Consider the following 16,783-nt stretch of genomic DNA (forward strand, 5'->3'; position numbering starts at 1 on the left):
GCAAAAGAATTATTCTTTTGCCTTTTTTAAGTTTTACCTTTTGAGGTTATTCATCGAAATCGTCTTCGTCGTCTTCCTCGTAATCATCCTCTTCCTCTTCTTCTACAAGGTCGGTGACTTCATCAGCAATTAAGTCATCGTCATCTAAAATAGACCGTTCGGCACGTCTACCACCAAATGTAGGTTCGACAAGAGAAGGAGAATCTAAGTTATAGGTGCGAGCTGTGCGGTCATCTAGCACCATATCTAACGGATCGTCAACTTCATCTAAGACGCTGCTACTATCCAGCGCCGCGTAATCATCGATTGTTCCTGTTTCTTCATAGGCGTTATACCCAGTTCCCGCAGGAATCAATCGTCCGATAATCACGTTTTCTTTTAACCCCCGCAGCCAGTCAGATTTACCTTCAATGGCGGCTTCGGTTAATACTCTGGTGGTTTCTTGGAAGGAGGCAGCAGAAATGAAGCTGTCGGTGTTCAAGGATGCTTTAGTTATCCCTAATAATACTGGAGTATACTGTGCCCTCGCACCGCCAGTAATTGCCATTGCTTCGTTCACCTGCTCAACTTGGCGCAATTCTACCAATTCTCCCGGAAGCATGGTGGTGTCGCCACCATCATCTATCCGGACTTTATTGGTCATCTGGCGAACAATTACTTCAATGTGTTTGTCAGCAATATCAATACCTTGTGATTGATACACCAATTGCACTTCGTTCACTAGGAATGTTTGCACTTTCTGTAAAGCATGGCTAGCGCAAGCGTAAACCCCGTCTTCGGAACCCAAGCTAAAGAAGACTTCCAAAATCTCGTGGGGGTTGGAAGGGCCATCGCTGAGGGGTTGTCCTGCTGCTACATGGGAACCATCTGTCACCACTAAGTTTTGTCCGGGGCCGAGAGGATAATCGGTGACGACTCCATTCGGTTCTACTACTTTAACTGCGATCGCTTCATCGCCATCACCGTAAACTACCTTTACTTCTCCAGCCCGACGGCACAAGATACAAGCTTCTTTGGGTTTGCGGGCTTCTAGTAGTTCCTCAATCCGAGGTAAACCTTGAATGATGTCCCCTGTTTTGGCACGTTCAAATACCAGCAACACCAAATTATCACCACGCTGTACCAAATCCCCATCTTCTATTTGCAACACAGCGCCAGGGCTAACTCGGTAGGGACGACCAATGCGGATAGAAACGGAGTAGTTTTTAGTACTGAGCGCTGATTCGCTAGCAGCAGAACTAGCAGCAGTATTCTTGATATCTATCACTTGTCCAGATTCGGGAGCAAAGACGCCTGGGGCAAGTTCTGCACCTTCAACGATCAAGTCTCCCACTTTTACATTGGGCTGGACATTAGTATTGACTATGATTTTGTCAACACTTTCACGTAACACCAAACAGCGGCGGACATTCTCTGTGCCTTTTTGGACGCCCCGTACTGTACCCCCTTCTTTACACAAGATTTGGGTACGGGCTACAACTGCGCCTGGGGCGATGGTTTGCCCATCTTGTACTTCTAGGGAGGTTTGGGTACTACCTTGGGTAGCGTCAGCGGCGATGTCGCGACGAATTACTAAGGACTCCAGAATTACCAACTGTAAGCGCTGAACATCTACGTTCTCAGGATCTGGGATTAACTCGATATCGGCTGCTAAGGGAGAAGCGTTATGGTCTTGTTCGCCTTCCTGCTCAATTTCCAAAACTAGTTGAGTACGCAGTAGTTCTACACCTTCCACAGACTTGACACGTTCGGAATCTTTGTAAGGTAGTCTTTGTACTGCCCGCAATTGAATTGAACGCCCAGTTTGTTGACTAACTGATGTGGTAGAAGGCACATCAGGATTGCTAGGAACAGCGAACTCCACCACTGGACGGCTCAATAAAGCTGGCCCTTCTGGCGATTCTACATACTGGATGTAGCGCAATTCTGTGGCAACTGTACCTTGGAATTCTTCCCCTGGCTGAATAAAAGTGTTGTCTCGCCCGATGACTGCTTCGGGATCGTCTACCATTAGCAGTTCGCCTGGTTTAATTACAACTTCCCGCAAGATGTCGTTTTTCTGCGTAACTTCGATCACACCGCTGTTTTGACAGAAGATATCCTTAACTACTTCGGTGCCGGCTTCTACAAACTGTCCGTCTTCCACTAATAGTAAGGAAATATCTTTATTCACTTCATGGGTTTCTTCAGGAATCCACAGCAATGTGCCACCCTGTACCACTTCATAACCCAGCTTGGCTTTACCTTTTTTCTGAACTTCTACACCAGCAAATTTCAGGAAGCCTCCAGTGGTAGTGCGATAGCGGTCATCAATTAATTCGGCTACCACTTGACCATTTTGCACTTTTGTGCCGGGAGTAGCTCTAAGGTTAAATACCTGGTTATTACCAGTGGAAACCAAGTAGTTATTACGACCTTGGGAGCTTTGAACGGTGACTGTGGCTTGGTCTAAAACCACAGATGCGGTGATAATCTCAATTTCCCTAGTACTCTTACCGGGTGTAGCTTCTGGCAAGCGGACTGCACCACCATGCAAGGTAGTTAATTTGGTTTCTGCGAGTACGCCATTGGTAGCGATCGCATCGCCATTTCTTACGACTAATTCTGCACCAGGCGGCAAGTTATACACTTCACCAGACAAAATCCAAATCAAACCACCGCGTGCGGCTGTGGTTGTAGTATTGCCTTGGCGGTCTGTTTTTTGTTCGGGTACAACTTCTGCAAACTGTACTTCACCTGCTAAGTCAGAGGCTACATCTTTTACTGCTTTTTCCGTGTTAGCACGAGTTGTCCGACCACCAAGGGCAACTTCTGCTAATAGCTGACCCTGTTTTACCTGTTGTCCATCGCTGATGTATAGTGTAGAACCTTGGGTGACGTGAATTTCTTGGTTGACTGCTGTGCTGTCAGTACCATCTTTCTTCGGTTCCAAAACAATTACGCCGTTGGCTTCTACAAATAAAGCATCTTCACCGTGGCGAGTACGGTAGGGTCTGGTACGTAATTTCCTGGGTAAGCGGATAGTACCATCGTTTTTGGAACGCACTTGTTGCGCTACTTCCCCGGTAAATACACCACCTGTGTGGAATGTCCGCATGGTTAGCTGGGTTCCGGGTTCGCCGATACTTTGAGCAGCAATAATCCCGACGGCTTCGCCCAAATCTACCATTTTGGCATGGGCTAAACTCCAGCCGTAGCAGTGTTGACAAACCGAACGCGCTGCTTCACAAGTAAGGGGCGATCGCGCGAATACTTCAGTTACGCCGGATTTTTGGATTTTTGCGGCCAATTCATCAGAAACTGGGGTATTGCGAGGCGCGATTAGTTCTTTGGTTTTAGGATCTACTACATCTTCTGCTACTACCCTTCCTAGTAGACGTGTAGCTAGAGGAATTTTTGTTTTTCCGCCTTCTACCATCGCCCGTAGGGGAATGCCTCTAGTAGTACCGCAATCAATTTCGCGGATAATTACATCCTGGGATACGTCCACTAGACGCCGGGTAAGATAACCAGAGTCAGCAGTCCGTAAAGCTGTATCTACCAAGCCTTTCCGGGCACCGTAAGAAGAGATAATATACTCTGTAACGGTAAGACCTTCACGGAAGTTGGTTTTGATTGGCAAGTCAATAATTTCCCCTTGAGGATCTGCCATTAGTCCCCGCATCCCTACCAACTGCCGAACTTGGGAGATGTTACCCCGCGCGCCGGAGAAGGCCATCATGTACACCGAGTTGAGGGGATTGGTCTTTTTGAAGTGGACGACTACTTCATCTTTTAGGGCTTCGCTAGTACCGTTCCAGGTATCAATTACTTTTTGGAAGCGTTCTACTTCTGTAATTTCCCCACGTTGGTAACGAGCTTCTGTAGCGCGAATTTCTTCTTCCGCTGCTTCTAGGAGCGATCGCTTGGAAGGTGGCACCATTAAATCGTCTACGCTAATGGAGACGCCAGCTTTAGTTGCATAGCGAAATCCCAAATCTTTCAATTTGTCCGCCATGACTGCGGTACGCGCCGTACCGTAATTTACGAAGGCCCAAGAAATCAAATTTCTCAATTGACCTTTATCAACTACGCGATTGCGAAAAACTGCCTTTTCGTTAGTCATTAGTCAATAGTCCTCATTAATAATTAATAATTCGTAATTCGTAATTCGTAATTACAGAATGAATTACGAATTACGAATTAGAAATTACGAATTAACTTGCTAGTGCTTCTTGAATTGCCTTGTTGTAAATCACGCGACCTGGTGTCGTGCGGACATACTGAGACAGCAAATTCCCTTGAGCGTCTTCTCTAACTCGGCGGTATTTATAGAGCAGAGTCCGGCTACCATCACTGTTTTCGGTAACTTCCAGCGGTTCTGTATCTGGCCCGTCTGATTCTACTTCGCCATCAAACCGCACGTAGATATAGGCGTGCAAGTCAATTTGCTCTTGCTGGAAAGCCATAATTACATCATCGAGAGAAGCAAAATACCGTCCCGCCCCTTTGGTAGCACCTGGGTTTTCTGCGGTTAAATAGTATGCTCCCAAAACCATGTCTTGGCTGGGTGTGATAATTGGCTTACCAGTAGCTGGCGACAAGATATTGTTAGAAGCCAGCATCAACAGCCGTGCTTCTGCCTGACTTTCTAAAGACAGGGGTACGTGTACCGCCATTTGGTCGCCGTCAAAGTCAGCGTTAAATGCTGGACAAACTAAGGGATGGAGTTGAATAGCTCTACCTTCTACCAAAATTGGCTCGAATGCTTGAATCCCTAAGCGGTGCAGTGTTGGTGCCCGGTTTAGTAGTACTGGGTGTCCTTCAATCACTTCTTCCAATACATCCCACACGCTGGGGTCGTTACGGGAGATCAGTTTTTTCGCAGCTTTGATGTTATTTACCATACCGCTACGAATTAAGCGATTGATCACAAAGGGTTGAAATAGCTCGATTGCCATTTCCCTAGGCAAACCGCATTGGTGAATATTTAATTTCGGCCCCACCACAATTACAGAACGACCGGAGTAGTCAACCCGTTTACCTAACAAGTTTTGCCGGAAACGTCCTTGCTTACCTTCAATAATGTCCGATAAGGATTTCAAAGGACGGTTATTAGCACCGACTACGGTGCGTCCCCGGCGTCCGTTATCAATCAAAGCGTCTACTGCTTCTTGCAACATCCGCTTTTCGTTGCGGACAATAATTTCTGGTGCCAAAATTTCTTGTAGGCGTGCCAGACGATTATTGCGATTAATTACTCGACGATACAAATCGTTTAAATCGCTGGTAGCAAACCGACCACCATCCAGCTGCACCATTGGACGTAAGTCAGGGGGAATCACCGGGATAACAGCCATCACCATCCACTCTGGTTTGGAACCAGTAGCGATGAAGTTGTCAATTACCCGTAGGCGTTTAATTAACTTTGCCCGCTTTTGTCCTTTAGCAGTACCAATTTCTTCCCGCAGGCTTTCAGCTTCTTGTTCTAAATTAATATCAGCAAGCAAATGCAATAAAGCTTCAGCCCCAATACCTACTTCTACGCCTTGTAGCTGCGAATCTTCACTATAAATTTGGTCTTCAATTTCCAGCCACTGATCTTCACTGAGTAGCTGTTTGTAAGTTAAAGTTTCGGCATTGCCTGGACTAAGAACAACATAAGAGTTGAAATAAACAATTTGTTCCACATCCCGCAAAGGCATATCCAGCAGAATGGAAATATAACTAGGAATCCCTTTGAGATACCAGACGTGGGCTACCGGTGCTGCCAGCTTGATATATCCCATACGGTGCCGCCGCACCCGTGACTCTGTTACTTCTACACCACACCGTTCGCAGACTATACCTCTATGACGTACTCTCTTATATTTACCGCAATGGCATTCCCAATCTTTCGCTGGGCCAAAAATACGTTCGCAGAATAAGCCGTCCATCTCCGGCTTGAGAGTACGGTAATTAATCGTCTCTGGCTTGGTAACTTCACCAACAACCTGACCGTTAGGCAAAGTGCGTTCGCCCCACTGCCGAATGCGTTCTGGTGATGCCAAGCCGATTTTTACGTAGTCAAACTGATTAGTTTGGGCGTGTCTCATACTATAAGTGCTGAGTTCTGAGTTATGAGTATATTTAGTTTTTTGTTTGAAATTAGGCACTGGGCATTGGGCATTGGGATTTTCCTCTACCCTATTCCCAATGTCCTAATTGCCTAATCTTTATTCGTCGTCTTCCAGTGATTCACGGGAAAGAGATTCATAAGTAGGTCGAGGTGGTGTGCGACGTGCTGATTGGTCTGCCATCAAATCGACTTCTACATCTAAGGAACTACCATCTGCTTGGGTTTCTACTTTGTGGACAGCAATATCTAAACCTAAGGATTGCAGTTCTCGCATCAACACCTTAAAGGACTCTGGCGTTCCTGGTCTAGGAATAGCTTTACCTTTAACAATGGCGTTGAGGGCTTCATTACGTCCTTGCATATCATCAGATTTGACTGTCAGCAATTCCTGCAAGGTGTAAGCGGCACCAAAGGCTTCCAATGCCCACACTTCCATTTCCCCAAAGCGCTGACCACCTTGTTGTGCTTTACCACCCAAGGGTTGCTGAGTAACCAGCGAGTAGGGGCCTGTAGACCGGGCATGGATTTTATCATCCACCAAATGTACCAGCTTCAACATATAAGCAACACCCACGGTTACAGGTCGGTCAAAGGGTTCGCCTGTGCGACCATCAAACACCATGATTTTGCCTGGGTCATCGGGGTTGTATACCCAATCTCTGCCGGTTTCATCCCGTGCTTCTTGCAATTTGCCATGCACAATTCGGCGGGATGACTCTTCCCCATACATTTCGTCAAAGGGAGTAATTTTAAACCGTACACCCAAGTTCTGACCTGCCCATCCTAAAAGACATTCAAACACTTGTCCGACATTCATCCGACTGGGTACACCCAAGGGGTTGAGGACAATATCTACTGGGGAACCATCTGGCAAGTAGGGCATATCTTCTACTGGCAAGATGCGGGAGATGATCCCTTTGTTACCATGACGTCCTGCCATTTTGTCGCCGACTTGGATTTTCCTTTTTTGAGCGACATACACCCGGACTACCATGTTGGCTCCAGGTGGTAGTTCATCTCCTTGTTCGCGGGTAAATAGACGCACGTCTACGACACGACCTTTTTCACCGTTAGGAACGCGCAAGGAGTTATCGCGCACATCCCGTGCTTTTTCACCGAAAATCGCTCGCAGTAGTTTTTCTTCTGGGGGTTGGTCAGATTCACCTTTGGGTGTAACTTTTCCAACCAGGATATCCCCAGCTTCTACCCATGCTCCAATGCGAATGATTCCCTGTTCATCTAGTTGACGTAAAGCATCTTCCCCAACGTTGGGAATTTCTCGTGTAATTTCTTCGGGGCCTAGCTTTGTTTGGCGTGCCTCAATTTCATATTTTTCAATGTGAATTGAGGTATAAACATCATCCTGAACTAATCTTTCAGAAATCAAAATTGCGTCTTCGTAGTTGTAGCCTTCCCAAGGCATATAAGCGACGACGATATTTTGACCCAGGGCTAATTCTCCACCTTCTGTAGAGGAGCCATCAGCTAGTACCTGACCGGCAACAACACGCTCACCTGTACGCACTAAGGGTTTTTGGTTGAGACAGGTATCTTGGTTGGAACGCTGATATTTGGAAAGGGTATACTTAATTTCCGTGGTTGCGTTTTTAACACGTACCCTGATTTCTGTGGCATCAACATAAACCACATCGCCATCGGTGCGAGATACGATTACCATCCCGGAGTCACGTGCACCTTGAGCTTCTAAGCCTGTGCCGACTAAAGGACGCTCTGGTTTCAGCAAAGGTACTGCTTGCCGTTGCATGTTGGAACCCATCAATGCCCGGTTAGCGTCGTCATGCTCCAAGAAGGGAATCATGCTTGTAGCTACCGATACAATCTGTACGGGAGATACAGCTACGTAGTCCACTTGCTCTGGAGTGGTGGTAGAGAATTCTTGACGATAGCGTACTGGCACTTGCGGGCCAATAATCATGCCATTTTCATCAACTGGGATATCTCCAGGAGCAACTCGCAAATCGTCTTCTTCATCAGCAGTCATGTAAGCTGGCGGTAAGTCAAACCTCACACGACCATTTTCTACTGGTCTAAATGGAGTTTCCAAAAATCCGTATTGGTTTACCCGTGCATGAGTTGCTAAGGAGCCAATCAAACCAGCGTTAGGGCCTTCAGGGGTTTCAATCGGGCAAATACGTCCGTAGTGGCTGGGGTGAATATCCCGAACAGCAAATCCAGCCCGTTCTCTAGTTAAACCACCAGGGCCAAGGGCAGAGAGACGGCGTTTGTGGGTCAGTTCTGCGAGAGGATTGGTTTGATCCATGAACTGACTTAATTGGCTGGAGCCGAAGAATTCTTTGATTGCGGCTACCAGTGGTTTGGGGTTGACTAAGGAAGCTGGGGTAAGTACTTCAGCGTCCGATACAGTCATCCGTTCTCGAATGATTCTTTCTAAACGGTTTAAACCTACCCGCACTTGGTTTTGTAGTAGTTCACCGACACTACGCACGCGGCGATTACCCAAGTGGTCGATGTCGTCAATATTACCGATGTCATATTCCAGGTTAATCAGGTAGTCTACTGCTGCCAAGATATCGCCAGGGGTCAACACGCGCATGGTGTCGGGAACAGACAGCCGTAGTTTCTTATTGAGCTTATACCGTCCGACACGCCCCAAATCGTAACGTTTGGGATCGAAAAATCGCGAGTCTAACAGCTGTTGCCCACCTAATACCGTAGGTGGTTCACCAGGACGCAATTTGCGATACAACTCCATTAGGGCTTCTTCTTCAGAAAATTGCCCTTCTTTTTCAATGGTTTTTTGGAAGTATTCAGGGTGGCGTAAGGCGTCAAAGATTTCGTTATCTGATAAACCTAGGGCTTTTAAAAGTACCTGGGCTGAGAGTTTACGGGTTTTATCAATTCGTACCCACACCAGATCGTTACGGTCTGTTTCAAATTTTAGCCATGCCCCCCGGTTGGGAATTAAGCTAGCTGAGTAGGTGCGTCGACCGTTTTTATCAATTTCCGATTTGTAATAAACTCCAGGCGATCGCACGATTTGGTTGACGATTACCCGTTCGGCTCCGTTAATAATAAAGGTGCCGCGATCGGTCATCAAAGGTAGATCGCCAATGAATACTTCTTGTTCTTTAATATCCCCAGTTTCTTTGTTGAGCAGCCGTGTGGGGACATACATTTGCACAGCGTAGGTACTATCCCGCCGTTTGGCTTCTTCGACACTGTACTTTGGTTCTTTGAGTTTGTAGTTTTGACCTAAAAAGTGCAGTTCTAGTTTGCCAGTGTAGTCTGTGATCGGACTAAAGGAGTTCAGTTCTTCTATTAGCCCTTCTTCTAAAAACCAACGGAAGCTTGAACGCTGGATTTCAATCAAGTCGGGCAACAGAAAGGCGGGTTCCATATATGTTTCGTTTGTCATGCCTCTACCTTTGTCAACCTGGTTAAACTTACCATTGGACACTGCTTGTTCACGGTTCCCACCGCTAGCCAGTGTCCGTAGCTGTCTGGGAACTTCTCCTTAACATCACCTGCTATTTACAGGTTCGGGCAAACGCAGAAATTTAAGCTGGAAAGTGCTATCTTGACAAGGGGGAAAGTACCCCTCATGAAGTGACAATTATAACTAATAACCAGCTACTAGGTTGATTTCTCAAAAGCAGATGGTTGAGATAGTCTGAAATTAAATTGGCTTTCGTCACTTCCCCTCTCACAAGCGCGTTAATTAGCCTCCGCAGCTTTCTACTGTTGTGTATTCAATACCCCTCTATATTTAGACTCACGGTGATATCCTAAAACTAAGGAACTGAGTGGCTTGTAACCGACTCTGAATTCGTATGGCTTTATCTTGCTGGGTTCTACTCACAAGGCAATTACGTTTAAAAGTTTTCTATAGGTTAAATACGGAAAAGGTAATTTTTTCAACATGTCTAGCTCAACCTAGAGTATCAGGCTTGGCAATCGCCTGAGTGCATCCGCTTGTAGAGATCGGAGGATGGTCAACCCTTATACATAAAGAGCGTAGACACCCGAAGGATAGCTGCTTTTAGGGTAGCAATGGTCAAGTTGATAACTGTACAAAATCAATTTTAGGAGTTTTAATTTCCTTCCTTTATCATTATGGCGCAAGCAAAGTGTTTTGGAGGAAATAATTTTAGCATATTTCCGTCCTCCGAGGTATTTATTTATTTTTACCCAGCCAATTGCACTTACAAATTCAGAATCTATATTACAAGACCAAATAATTCGCAAGCATTTTGGGTGGTTTGATTGGCGATCTCTTCTAATGTTTCCCCACGCAGTTGGGCTATACTCTCTGCTACATAACGGACGTAGGCAGGTTCATTCCTTCCTGTACCTCGTTTGGGGACGGGAGCGAGAAAAGGACAGTCTGTTTCAATTAGCAAGCGATCGCTCGGCACCATAGCGGCGGTAGATTGGATCTGCTTTGCATTTTTGAAGGTAACTGTCCCGCTAAAGCTGATGTAAAAGCCTAAGTCAATGAACCATTGAGCTTCTTGCGGCGTTCCACCCCAACAATGCATTACACCACGAACGCTTTCTCCCTTTTGTTCTCGCCATTTTTGCAATACATCTCTTACCTGGGGCGCTGCGTCACGGCAATGGATAATCACAGGTAAGTTGAGTTCGCTAGCAATTGCTAGTTGCTCCTCAAATACCATGCGTTGCTGCTCATAATTATCAGCTTTGTGCAAATCCAGCCCCATTTCGCCCATTGCTACTACTTTCGCGTCAGAACGAGCCAAAGTTGAAATTTCATCGGCTGTTCGATCGTTCCATTGTTTCGCATCTAAGGGATGCAAACCAACGGCAAAGCTGAGTTCGGGAAACTCGTGTGCTATGGCTTGGATACTGGCAAACTCTGATGGCTCGACACAGGAATGTATTAAATGCACTACACCTGCTTCTTGCCATCGCGATCGCACTGCTGCTAAATCTGGCTGGAAAACGTCAAAGTTGATATGAACGTGGGTGTCAATTAGCTGCATCTTTGGTTAAAAGTCATTAGTCATTAGCACTAGACTAATGACTTAATGATTTGAGACTACTGTGCTGTTTGTGTAAGTGGTTTGAGTTTGTGAGCCAATTTTGACTTTTTCCTCGCCCCATTGTTTGGGTGAAGCACACCTCGCTTTACGGCTTTGTCAATTTTGCTGTAAGCCTCAGCTAATCGCTCCTGTACTTGTTGATTTAATTCAGGAGTGGGATTAGCAGCATAGACTTCTACTGCATTCAGGTACTTCTTCATCAGCGTTTTGACAGCTGATTTATATGCTTTATTACGCAGTCGATTGCGTTCTGCGATTTGGGCGCGCTTAAGAGCAGACTTTGTATTCGCCACAGTCAGTTCCAAAAAGACTATTAATATGTACACACACTACTAGATTTACTAATATAGCATCCATATTGCCAATGTTAAGATTTCCGAAAAAATCTCACTTTAGAGTTTTCTAGAGATCTCAGCGAATTTCAGGAGGAAATGGCCAGGAGCTAAGTTCTAAGCACGTTGTCGTAATTGTGCTGCCGAACTTAGAAATGAACTAATATTAAGTTACTCTCAACAAATTAAGGATGATGATCTTAAGCTCACCAATGGATGAGTTAGCAGCAAGCCTAGAGCATAGATTGTCAGAGCCAAACAACTGTAATATAGCTTTAAATCAACAGACACGACATCTTAGCCTAGAACGTAGCTAGGCGCTTGTTCAGCATTGAAGCCAGCTGTCCCTAGTTCCTGAGCAAGATCTGTAAATTTTAGTTATTAGGCTGAGAAAACTTAGTAAAAATTATACTTATACCCTAACTCATTCTTGATTCAAGGTTGGGTTGATGTGTAAACACACTTCCAATTTAGACATTGATGGATGGGGTAAAAGGTTAGTAGGATTGGTACGCCTACTCCCTACTATAAGTCAAGGCTTGGCTTGTCAGCCTGAGCAATTAAGTCGCTTTCTCAAGCAACCTAGATGCTAGAACCTTGGAAGTATCAAAAAAATCCAGGTTAAGCTAGAGAAGGGAATTAGAGTAAGCTTTGTACCTAATTTTGGGAAAGAGCAAAACTGATTCTCAGGCGGGAATATTCTAAATTTTGGCATTGTCCTTACTCCATGCTGCGAATTATTACTCAGCAGGCAGACGTTAGAGCAGAACTACAACGTATCTGCGATCGCACCCATGACGAACAGGTGCTTCACAAAGAGGCAACGGTGCGAGAAGTGTTACAAGCGGTGAAGCGCCAAGGTAACAAAGCTGTATTACATTATACAGCCGAGTTTGACAACCAAACCCTCAAGCCAGAGGAACTGCGTGTTACAGGCTCAGAACTAGATGCAGCTTATCAACAAGTGTCCAAGGATTTGCTGGCAGCGATTCGACAGGCTTGCCAACAAATTGAAGCGTTTCATAAACAGCGAGTACCAAAAAGCTGGGTACAGTTTGGTGATGATAATGTAGTGCTGGGCAAACGCTACACTCCTGTAGATCGTGCGGGTTTATATGTGCCTGGTAGTCGCGCTGTATATCCTAGCACAGCACTGATGACTGCAATCCCAGCCAAAGTTGCTGGTGTACCTCAGGTGGTTATGGTAACTCCACCAGGAGTAGGAAAAGCAATTCATCCAGCGGTACTAGTAGCTGCGCAAGAAGCTGGAATTCAAGAAATTTATCGTGTTGGAGGCGCACAGGCGATCGCGGCTTTAGCCTACGGTACAGAAACGATACCCAAAGTAAACGTGATTGCCGGGCCGGGTAATATTTATGTCACCCTAGCAAAAAAACTTGTCTACGGTAATGTCGGTATTGATTGCTTGGCTGGGCCAAGTGAGGTGCTAATTATTGCTGATGAAACCGCAAATCCCGTATATGTTGCAGCTGACTTATTAGCACCAGCTGAACACGATCCAATGGCAGCGGCGATTTTGTTGACTACGGATGCGGCTTTGGCTAAAAACGTACAAGTAGCGGTAGAAAGACAATTAGTAGATCATCCCCGACGCATAGACACAGAAAAAGCGATCGCTCACTACGGTTTGATCGTGATTGTGGAATCTTTAGAAGCAGCAGCAGAACTCGCAAATGAATTTGCCCCCCAACACTTAGAATTAGAAGTTCAAGATCCTTGGGAATTATTGCAAAAAATTCGCCATGCTGGGGCTATTTTCTTGGGTGACTCAACACCGGAAGCCGTAGGACACTATTTAGCAGGCCCAAATCATACCTTACCAACGTCTGGGGCAGCTCGCTACGCTTCAGCATTGGGTGTGGAAACTTTCCTCAAACAATCTAGTATTATTCAATACTCGCAAACGGCACTTCAAAAGGTGGCTGGTACAATTGACATATTAGCAGCAGTAGAGGGTTTACCCTCTCATGCTGATTCAGTACGAAGGAGAATTCAGCGTGAAGAGTGATTGAGAAAGCTGAATTTTTGCTTATACTTTTGGTAAAAGTTGCTTAATGGCTTCAAACTAGAAGTTTGAAAAATTGAGTACTACATAAACTCGGTTTACATCTGGAAAATTATTGGTTAATTACCAATAAACTTTACCAAGTATTTATTTTAAGAGGTCTACTCTTGAGGAGACGAGAGCGGTGCTAAAAACTATTTTGGTAGCTCTGGACGGTTCAGATATTGCAGAACGAGTAATTCAGAGTTTAAACGAGTTTGTTTTGTCACAAGACACCAAAGTTATTCTCTGCCATGTGTTTCCCACGCCAGAGGCAGAGATGGAATTACCCGCAGATCGACCTCATTCAGAATCACCTACATTTTCATTTTTCCATATCGAAAAACAACTCCAATCCTATCAAGAAAGTTTACCTATTAAAAGTGAATTAGAACTAGTAACTGGCGATCCGGCTGACGAAATTATTCGCCTTGCCAATATTTACAAAGCTGACTTGATTGTGATTGGTAGTCGCGGTTTAACTGGTATGAAGCGAATTGTTCAGGGTTCTGTTAGCAGTCAAGTGGTAGAAGAAGCTGCTTGTTCAGTGTTAGTAGTAAAGCCTAATTAAAAAATATAGAGTGGTTGGATTCATATTTTAAGCGATCGCAACTTTACAAAACCCAAAGATGCGATCGCTTAAATATTCACTAATCAATACGCTAGGGCGATCAAATCTATGACAATAACATAGACATTCTTGCCCAAAAAGAAACAGCAATAAAATTTACGCTAAGAAAAGCAAGATTTTTAACAGATTTGTAGCTAATTAGGACTTTAGCCCTAGATTTTCAAGCACTCAATTGCTTACTACTATTTTGCTAAAAACTGGCGCAAACTCAACAAACTTAAAGTTTGTCCTAAATTTATAGGTAGCATTGACACACCTTCTACACGTGATTGTACCCAACCTTCTCCCCAGTACCACTCATGAAATCCATCAATTCCACCACTCAGTAAAAAGCGAATGCAATTAGGTTGAGCTACGTTCACTTGATGATGAATCGCAACTGGCCCAGTCCAGGTAGTAAACTCGAAACCAGAGTACAATTCTTCTGGCATTCCAGGAGCAAAGCTTTGCCCTAAAAGCCATTTTTGCAATTCAACTGGACGCAGCAGACTGTCGCGAATTGTACTTGCTGAAGCTTCGATTTCTATTCGTAGTTGGCTTTGTTGAAAATTACCCAGCATTTTTTAAGGATTGTATTCAACTTGAACAAGTTGTTATTTTATGGCAAATACAGTAGAAAAAATTGGTTCAGCTTTTATTATAGTCTCCAAATAATTTAATCTAGTTATAGCAGTTTATGCTGCTTCTTTGCAGTAAGTGGATTTCAACTTGAGAAAAACTGATGATGAATCTTGAGGTCAAACCTCAGCAGTTGTTGAAAATTCTGTTAATTGCCAGCATTATTTCTACAGCTATTCATTTCACTGATAATTATCTATTCATCGATCGATATCCTCAACCGATCTGGATTACAGCCTCTTCAATTTATCAATCATGGCTAATTCTGACAGCTATCGGAATTACTGGGTATTGGTTATACAAATATCGAAGGTTTTGGCTAGCTTATGCTTGTCTAGTTCTCTATTCATTTACAGGTCTAGTAAGCCCAGGACATTACTTTTATGGAAATCTGTCACAGTTTTCAGCAAAGATGCATCTGTTTATCTGGACGGATGCGTTAACTAGTTTAGCGATATTAGGATTTATTTTCTGGTCAGTGCTTATCCTAAAACAGTGGCAGCGAGAACCTAACCCAACTAACAATAGCGAATCTTAAATTGATGCTCTCATAAAAAAAATACACTCAATACAATTTGGAGGAAGCGACAGGTAATCAGCATTATCCGTAACTTCCTTGTTCATCGAGAAAAACATATTTGCCTAGACAATATTTAGCTTAAAAAACATGAGTTTGCTTATGGCAATGACTGATTAATTATCAACATTGTTTTTGTATGGCTTATATTGCGTGGAAATTAAATTTCTGGCTGTTAAAAAAAGTCAAGAATCTAGAACGTTTAAAATTTCAAATCAGAAACAATACTTTTCTCCCAATTTAGTATCAAATGATATGTTTAAGTTAAGTATAGTTATACTAAGTTATACTAAATAGTACTTTCATTCCTATGCCTCACAGCAGAGGCGTTGAGCAAAAGATACTATTGGTAAGGTTTTTCATGGCGGATCAATTAATTCGCGCTACGGCAGCCGAAGGTGGGATTCGAGCAGTAGGCGCGATCGCTACGCGCCTCACAGAGGAAGCAAGACAGCGTCATCAGCTATCCTATGTGGCAACAGCAGCACTGGGTCGGACTATGGTAGCAGGCTTGTTGATGGCTTCTAGTATGAAGCGAGCTGGTTCTAGGGTAAATGTCCGAGTTAAGGGTGATGGCCCTTTAAGTGGCATCTTGGTAGATGCTGGCTTAGATGGTACTGTACGTGGCTATGTTGGCAACCCATCTGTGGAATTACCACCTAATGCTAAAGGTAAGTTAGATGTTGGTGGTGCAGTTGGTAAGGGCTTTCTTTATGTTGTTCGGGATATTGGTTATGGCTACCCCTACTCTAGTACTGTAGAACTTGTTTCTGGTGAAATTGGTGATGATATAGCTCATTATCTAGTGAGTTCCGAACAAACACCTTCAGCTATGGTTTTAGGTGTATTTGTAGGAGCAAATGGGGTAACTGCTGCTGGTGGCTTATTGGTACAGGTGTTACCTAAAGCAGCTAGAGATGAAGCTTTAGTAGCAACCTTGGAATCGCGGGTAGCTGCTTTATCGGGATTTACGCCATTATTGCAAGCGGGTAAGACTTTACCAGAAATCTTTACAGATTTACTGGGAGATATGGGACTGACAATCTTTCCCGAAAGCCAAATTTTGCGCTTCCACTGTGGTTGTTCTTTCGACCGGATGTTAGGAGCATTAAAAATTTTGGGAGAAGCCGAACTACAAGATATGATCGTTAAAGACGATGGCGCTGAAGCAACTTGCGACTTTTGCGGCCGAGTTTACCAAGCAAGCAGCGATCAGTTAGCTCAGTTAATTGTCGATTTGCAGACTGAATCTTCGGCTTCAGGTTAAGGTATAAAAGCGCACTAACTTTTGAAATTGTTAATGGTATCTGTGGAGAGAGATAATAAGAAATGTAGCTTTTTAATAATGAGAAAGTTACTATGGCAACTATGGAATTATCGATCTACAACAGATCGCTATTCAATTATTTTGGTGTGAG

Annotated in this window: 10 protein-coding genes; 4 read left to right on the forward strand and 6 right to left on the reverse strand. The window is 44.3% G+C overall.

All coding sequences use genetic code 11. From position 1 onward, the window contains the following. Positions 1-46 precede the first annotated feature (46 nt). The 5 genes from AACU33_RS01550 to rpsT all read right to left on the reverse strand — a co-directional run bounded on the left by AACU33_RS01550 (position 47) and on the right by rpsT (position 11,435). Complete coding sequence (locus AACU33_RS01550; protein WP_096586723.1) at positions 47-4,105, reverse strand: DNA-directed RNA polymerase subunit beta''; 4,059 nt, start codon at positions 4,103-4,105, stop codon at positions 47-49. A 91-nt stretch (positions 4,106-4,196) separates the two neighbouring features. Next, entirely contained in the window at positions 4,197-6,074 is a 1,878-nt protein-coding gene (locus AACU33_RS01555; protein WP_096586724.1) for a DNA-directed RNA polymerase subunit gamma, read from the reverse strand. 120 nt (positions 6,075-6,194) lie between these two features. After that, positions 6,195-9,494, reverse strand: a complete 3,300-nt coding sequence (gene rpoB, locus AACU33_RS01560; protein ID WP_096595086.1) for a DNA-directed RNA polymerase subunit beta — start codon at positions 9,492-9,494, stop codon at positions 6,195-6,197. An 802-nt stretch (positions 9,495-10,296) separates the two neighbouring features. Further along, on the reverse strand, positions 10,297-11,082 hold the full coding sequence (locus tag AACU33_RS01565; protein ID WP_096586725.1) for a TatD family hydrolase: 786 nt from the start codon (positions 11,080-11,082) through the stop codon (positions 10,297-10,299). A gap of 56 nt (positions 11,083-11,138) precedes the next feature. Beyond that, the gene (gene rpsT / locus AACU33_RS01570; protein ID WP_339375698.1) at positions 11,139-11,435 is read right to left on the reverse strand and encodes a 30S ribosomal protein S20; all 297 of its coding nucleotides are present in this window, start codon (positions 11,433-11,435) and stop codon (positions 11,139-11,141) included. Positions 11,436-12,201: 766 nt separating this feature from the next. Between rpsT and hisD the strand changes: the two genes are divergently transcribed. Further along, entirely contained in the window at positions 12,202-13,503 is a 1,302-nt protein-coding gene (gene hisD, locus AACU33_RS01575) for a histidinol dehydrogenase (RefSeq protein ID WP_096586727.1), read from the forward strand. Between the two features lie 181 nt (positions 13,504-13,684). Next, a complete protein-coding gene (locus AACU33_RS01580) occupies positions 13,685-14,110 on the forward strand; it encodes a universal stress protein (protein WP_096586728.1) in 426 nt (141 codons plus the stop codon). A 242-nt stretch (positions 14,111-14,352) separates the two neighbouring features. On the opposite strand, the gene AACU33_RS01585 is transcribed toward AACU33_RS01580, so the two are convergent. After that, positions 14,353-14,730, reverse strand: a complete 378-nt coding sequence (locus AACU33_RS01585; RefSeq protein WP_096586729.1) for a hypothetical protein — start codon at positions 14,728-14,730, stop codon at positions 14,353-14,355. A 161-nt stretch (positions 14,731-14,891) separates the two neighbouring features. Between AACU33_RS01585 and AACU33_RS01590 the strand changes: the two genes are divergently transcribed. Continuing rightward, entirely contained in the window at positions 14,892-15,326 is a 435-nt protein-coding gene (locus AACU33_RS01590) for a hypothetical protein (protein WP_339375699.1), read from the forward strand. Between the two features lie 400 nt (positions 15,327-15,726). Beyond that, the gene (gene hslO / locus AACU33_RS01595; RefSeq protein ID WP_096586731.1) at positions 15,727-16,632 is read left to right on the forward strand and encodes an Hsp33 family molecular chaperone HslO; all 906 of its coding nucleotides are present in this window, start codon (positions 15,727-15,729) and stop codon (positions 16,630-16,632) included. The last annotated feature ends 151 nt before the right edge of the window (positions 16,633-16,783 follow it).

The sequence above is a fragment of the Calothrix sp. NIES-2098 genome (assembly GCF_963875125.1).
Taxonomy (GTDB): Bacteria; Cyanobacteriota; Cyanobacteriia; order Cyanobacteriales; family Nostocaceae; genus Aulosira.

Coding starts and splice junctions, on each gene's coding strand:
- AACU33_RS01550 (WP_096586723.1), bottom strand. CDS start 4,105: ATGACTAACGAAAAGGCAGTTTTTCGCAATCGCGTAGTTGATAAAGGT.
- AACU33_RS01555 (WP_096586724.1), bottom strand. CDS start 6,074: ATGAGACACGCCCAAACTAATCAGTTTGACTACGTAAAAATCGGCTTG.
- rpoB (WP_096595086.1), bottom strand. CDS start 9,494: ATGACAAACGAAACATATATGGAACCCGCCTTTCTGTTGCCCGACTTG.
- AACU33_RS01565 (WP_096586725.1), bottom strand. CDS start 11,082: ATGCAGCTAATTGACACCCACGTTCATATCAACTTTGACGTTTTCCAG.
- hisD (WP_096586727.1), top strand. CDS start 12,202: ATGCTGCGAATTATTACTCAGCAGGCAGACGTTAGAGCAGAACTACAA.
- AACU33_RS01585 (WP_096586729.1), bottom strand. CDS start 14,730: ATGCTGGGTAATTTTCAACAAAGCCAACTACGAATAGAAATCGAAGCT.
- AACU33_RS01590 (WP_339375699.1), top strand. CDS start 14,892: ATGATGAATCTTGAGGTCAAACCTCAGCAGTTGTTGAAAATTCTGTTA.
- hslO (WP_096586731.1), top strand. CDS start 15,727: ATGGCGGATCAATTAATTCGCGCTACGGCAGCCGAAGGTGGGATTCGA.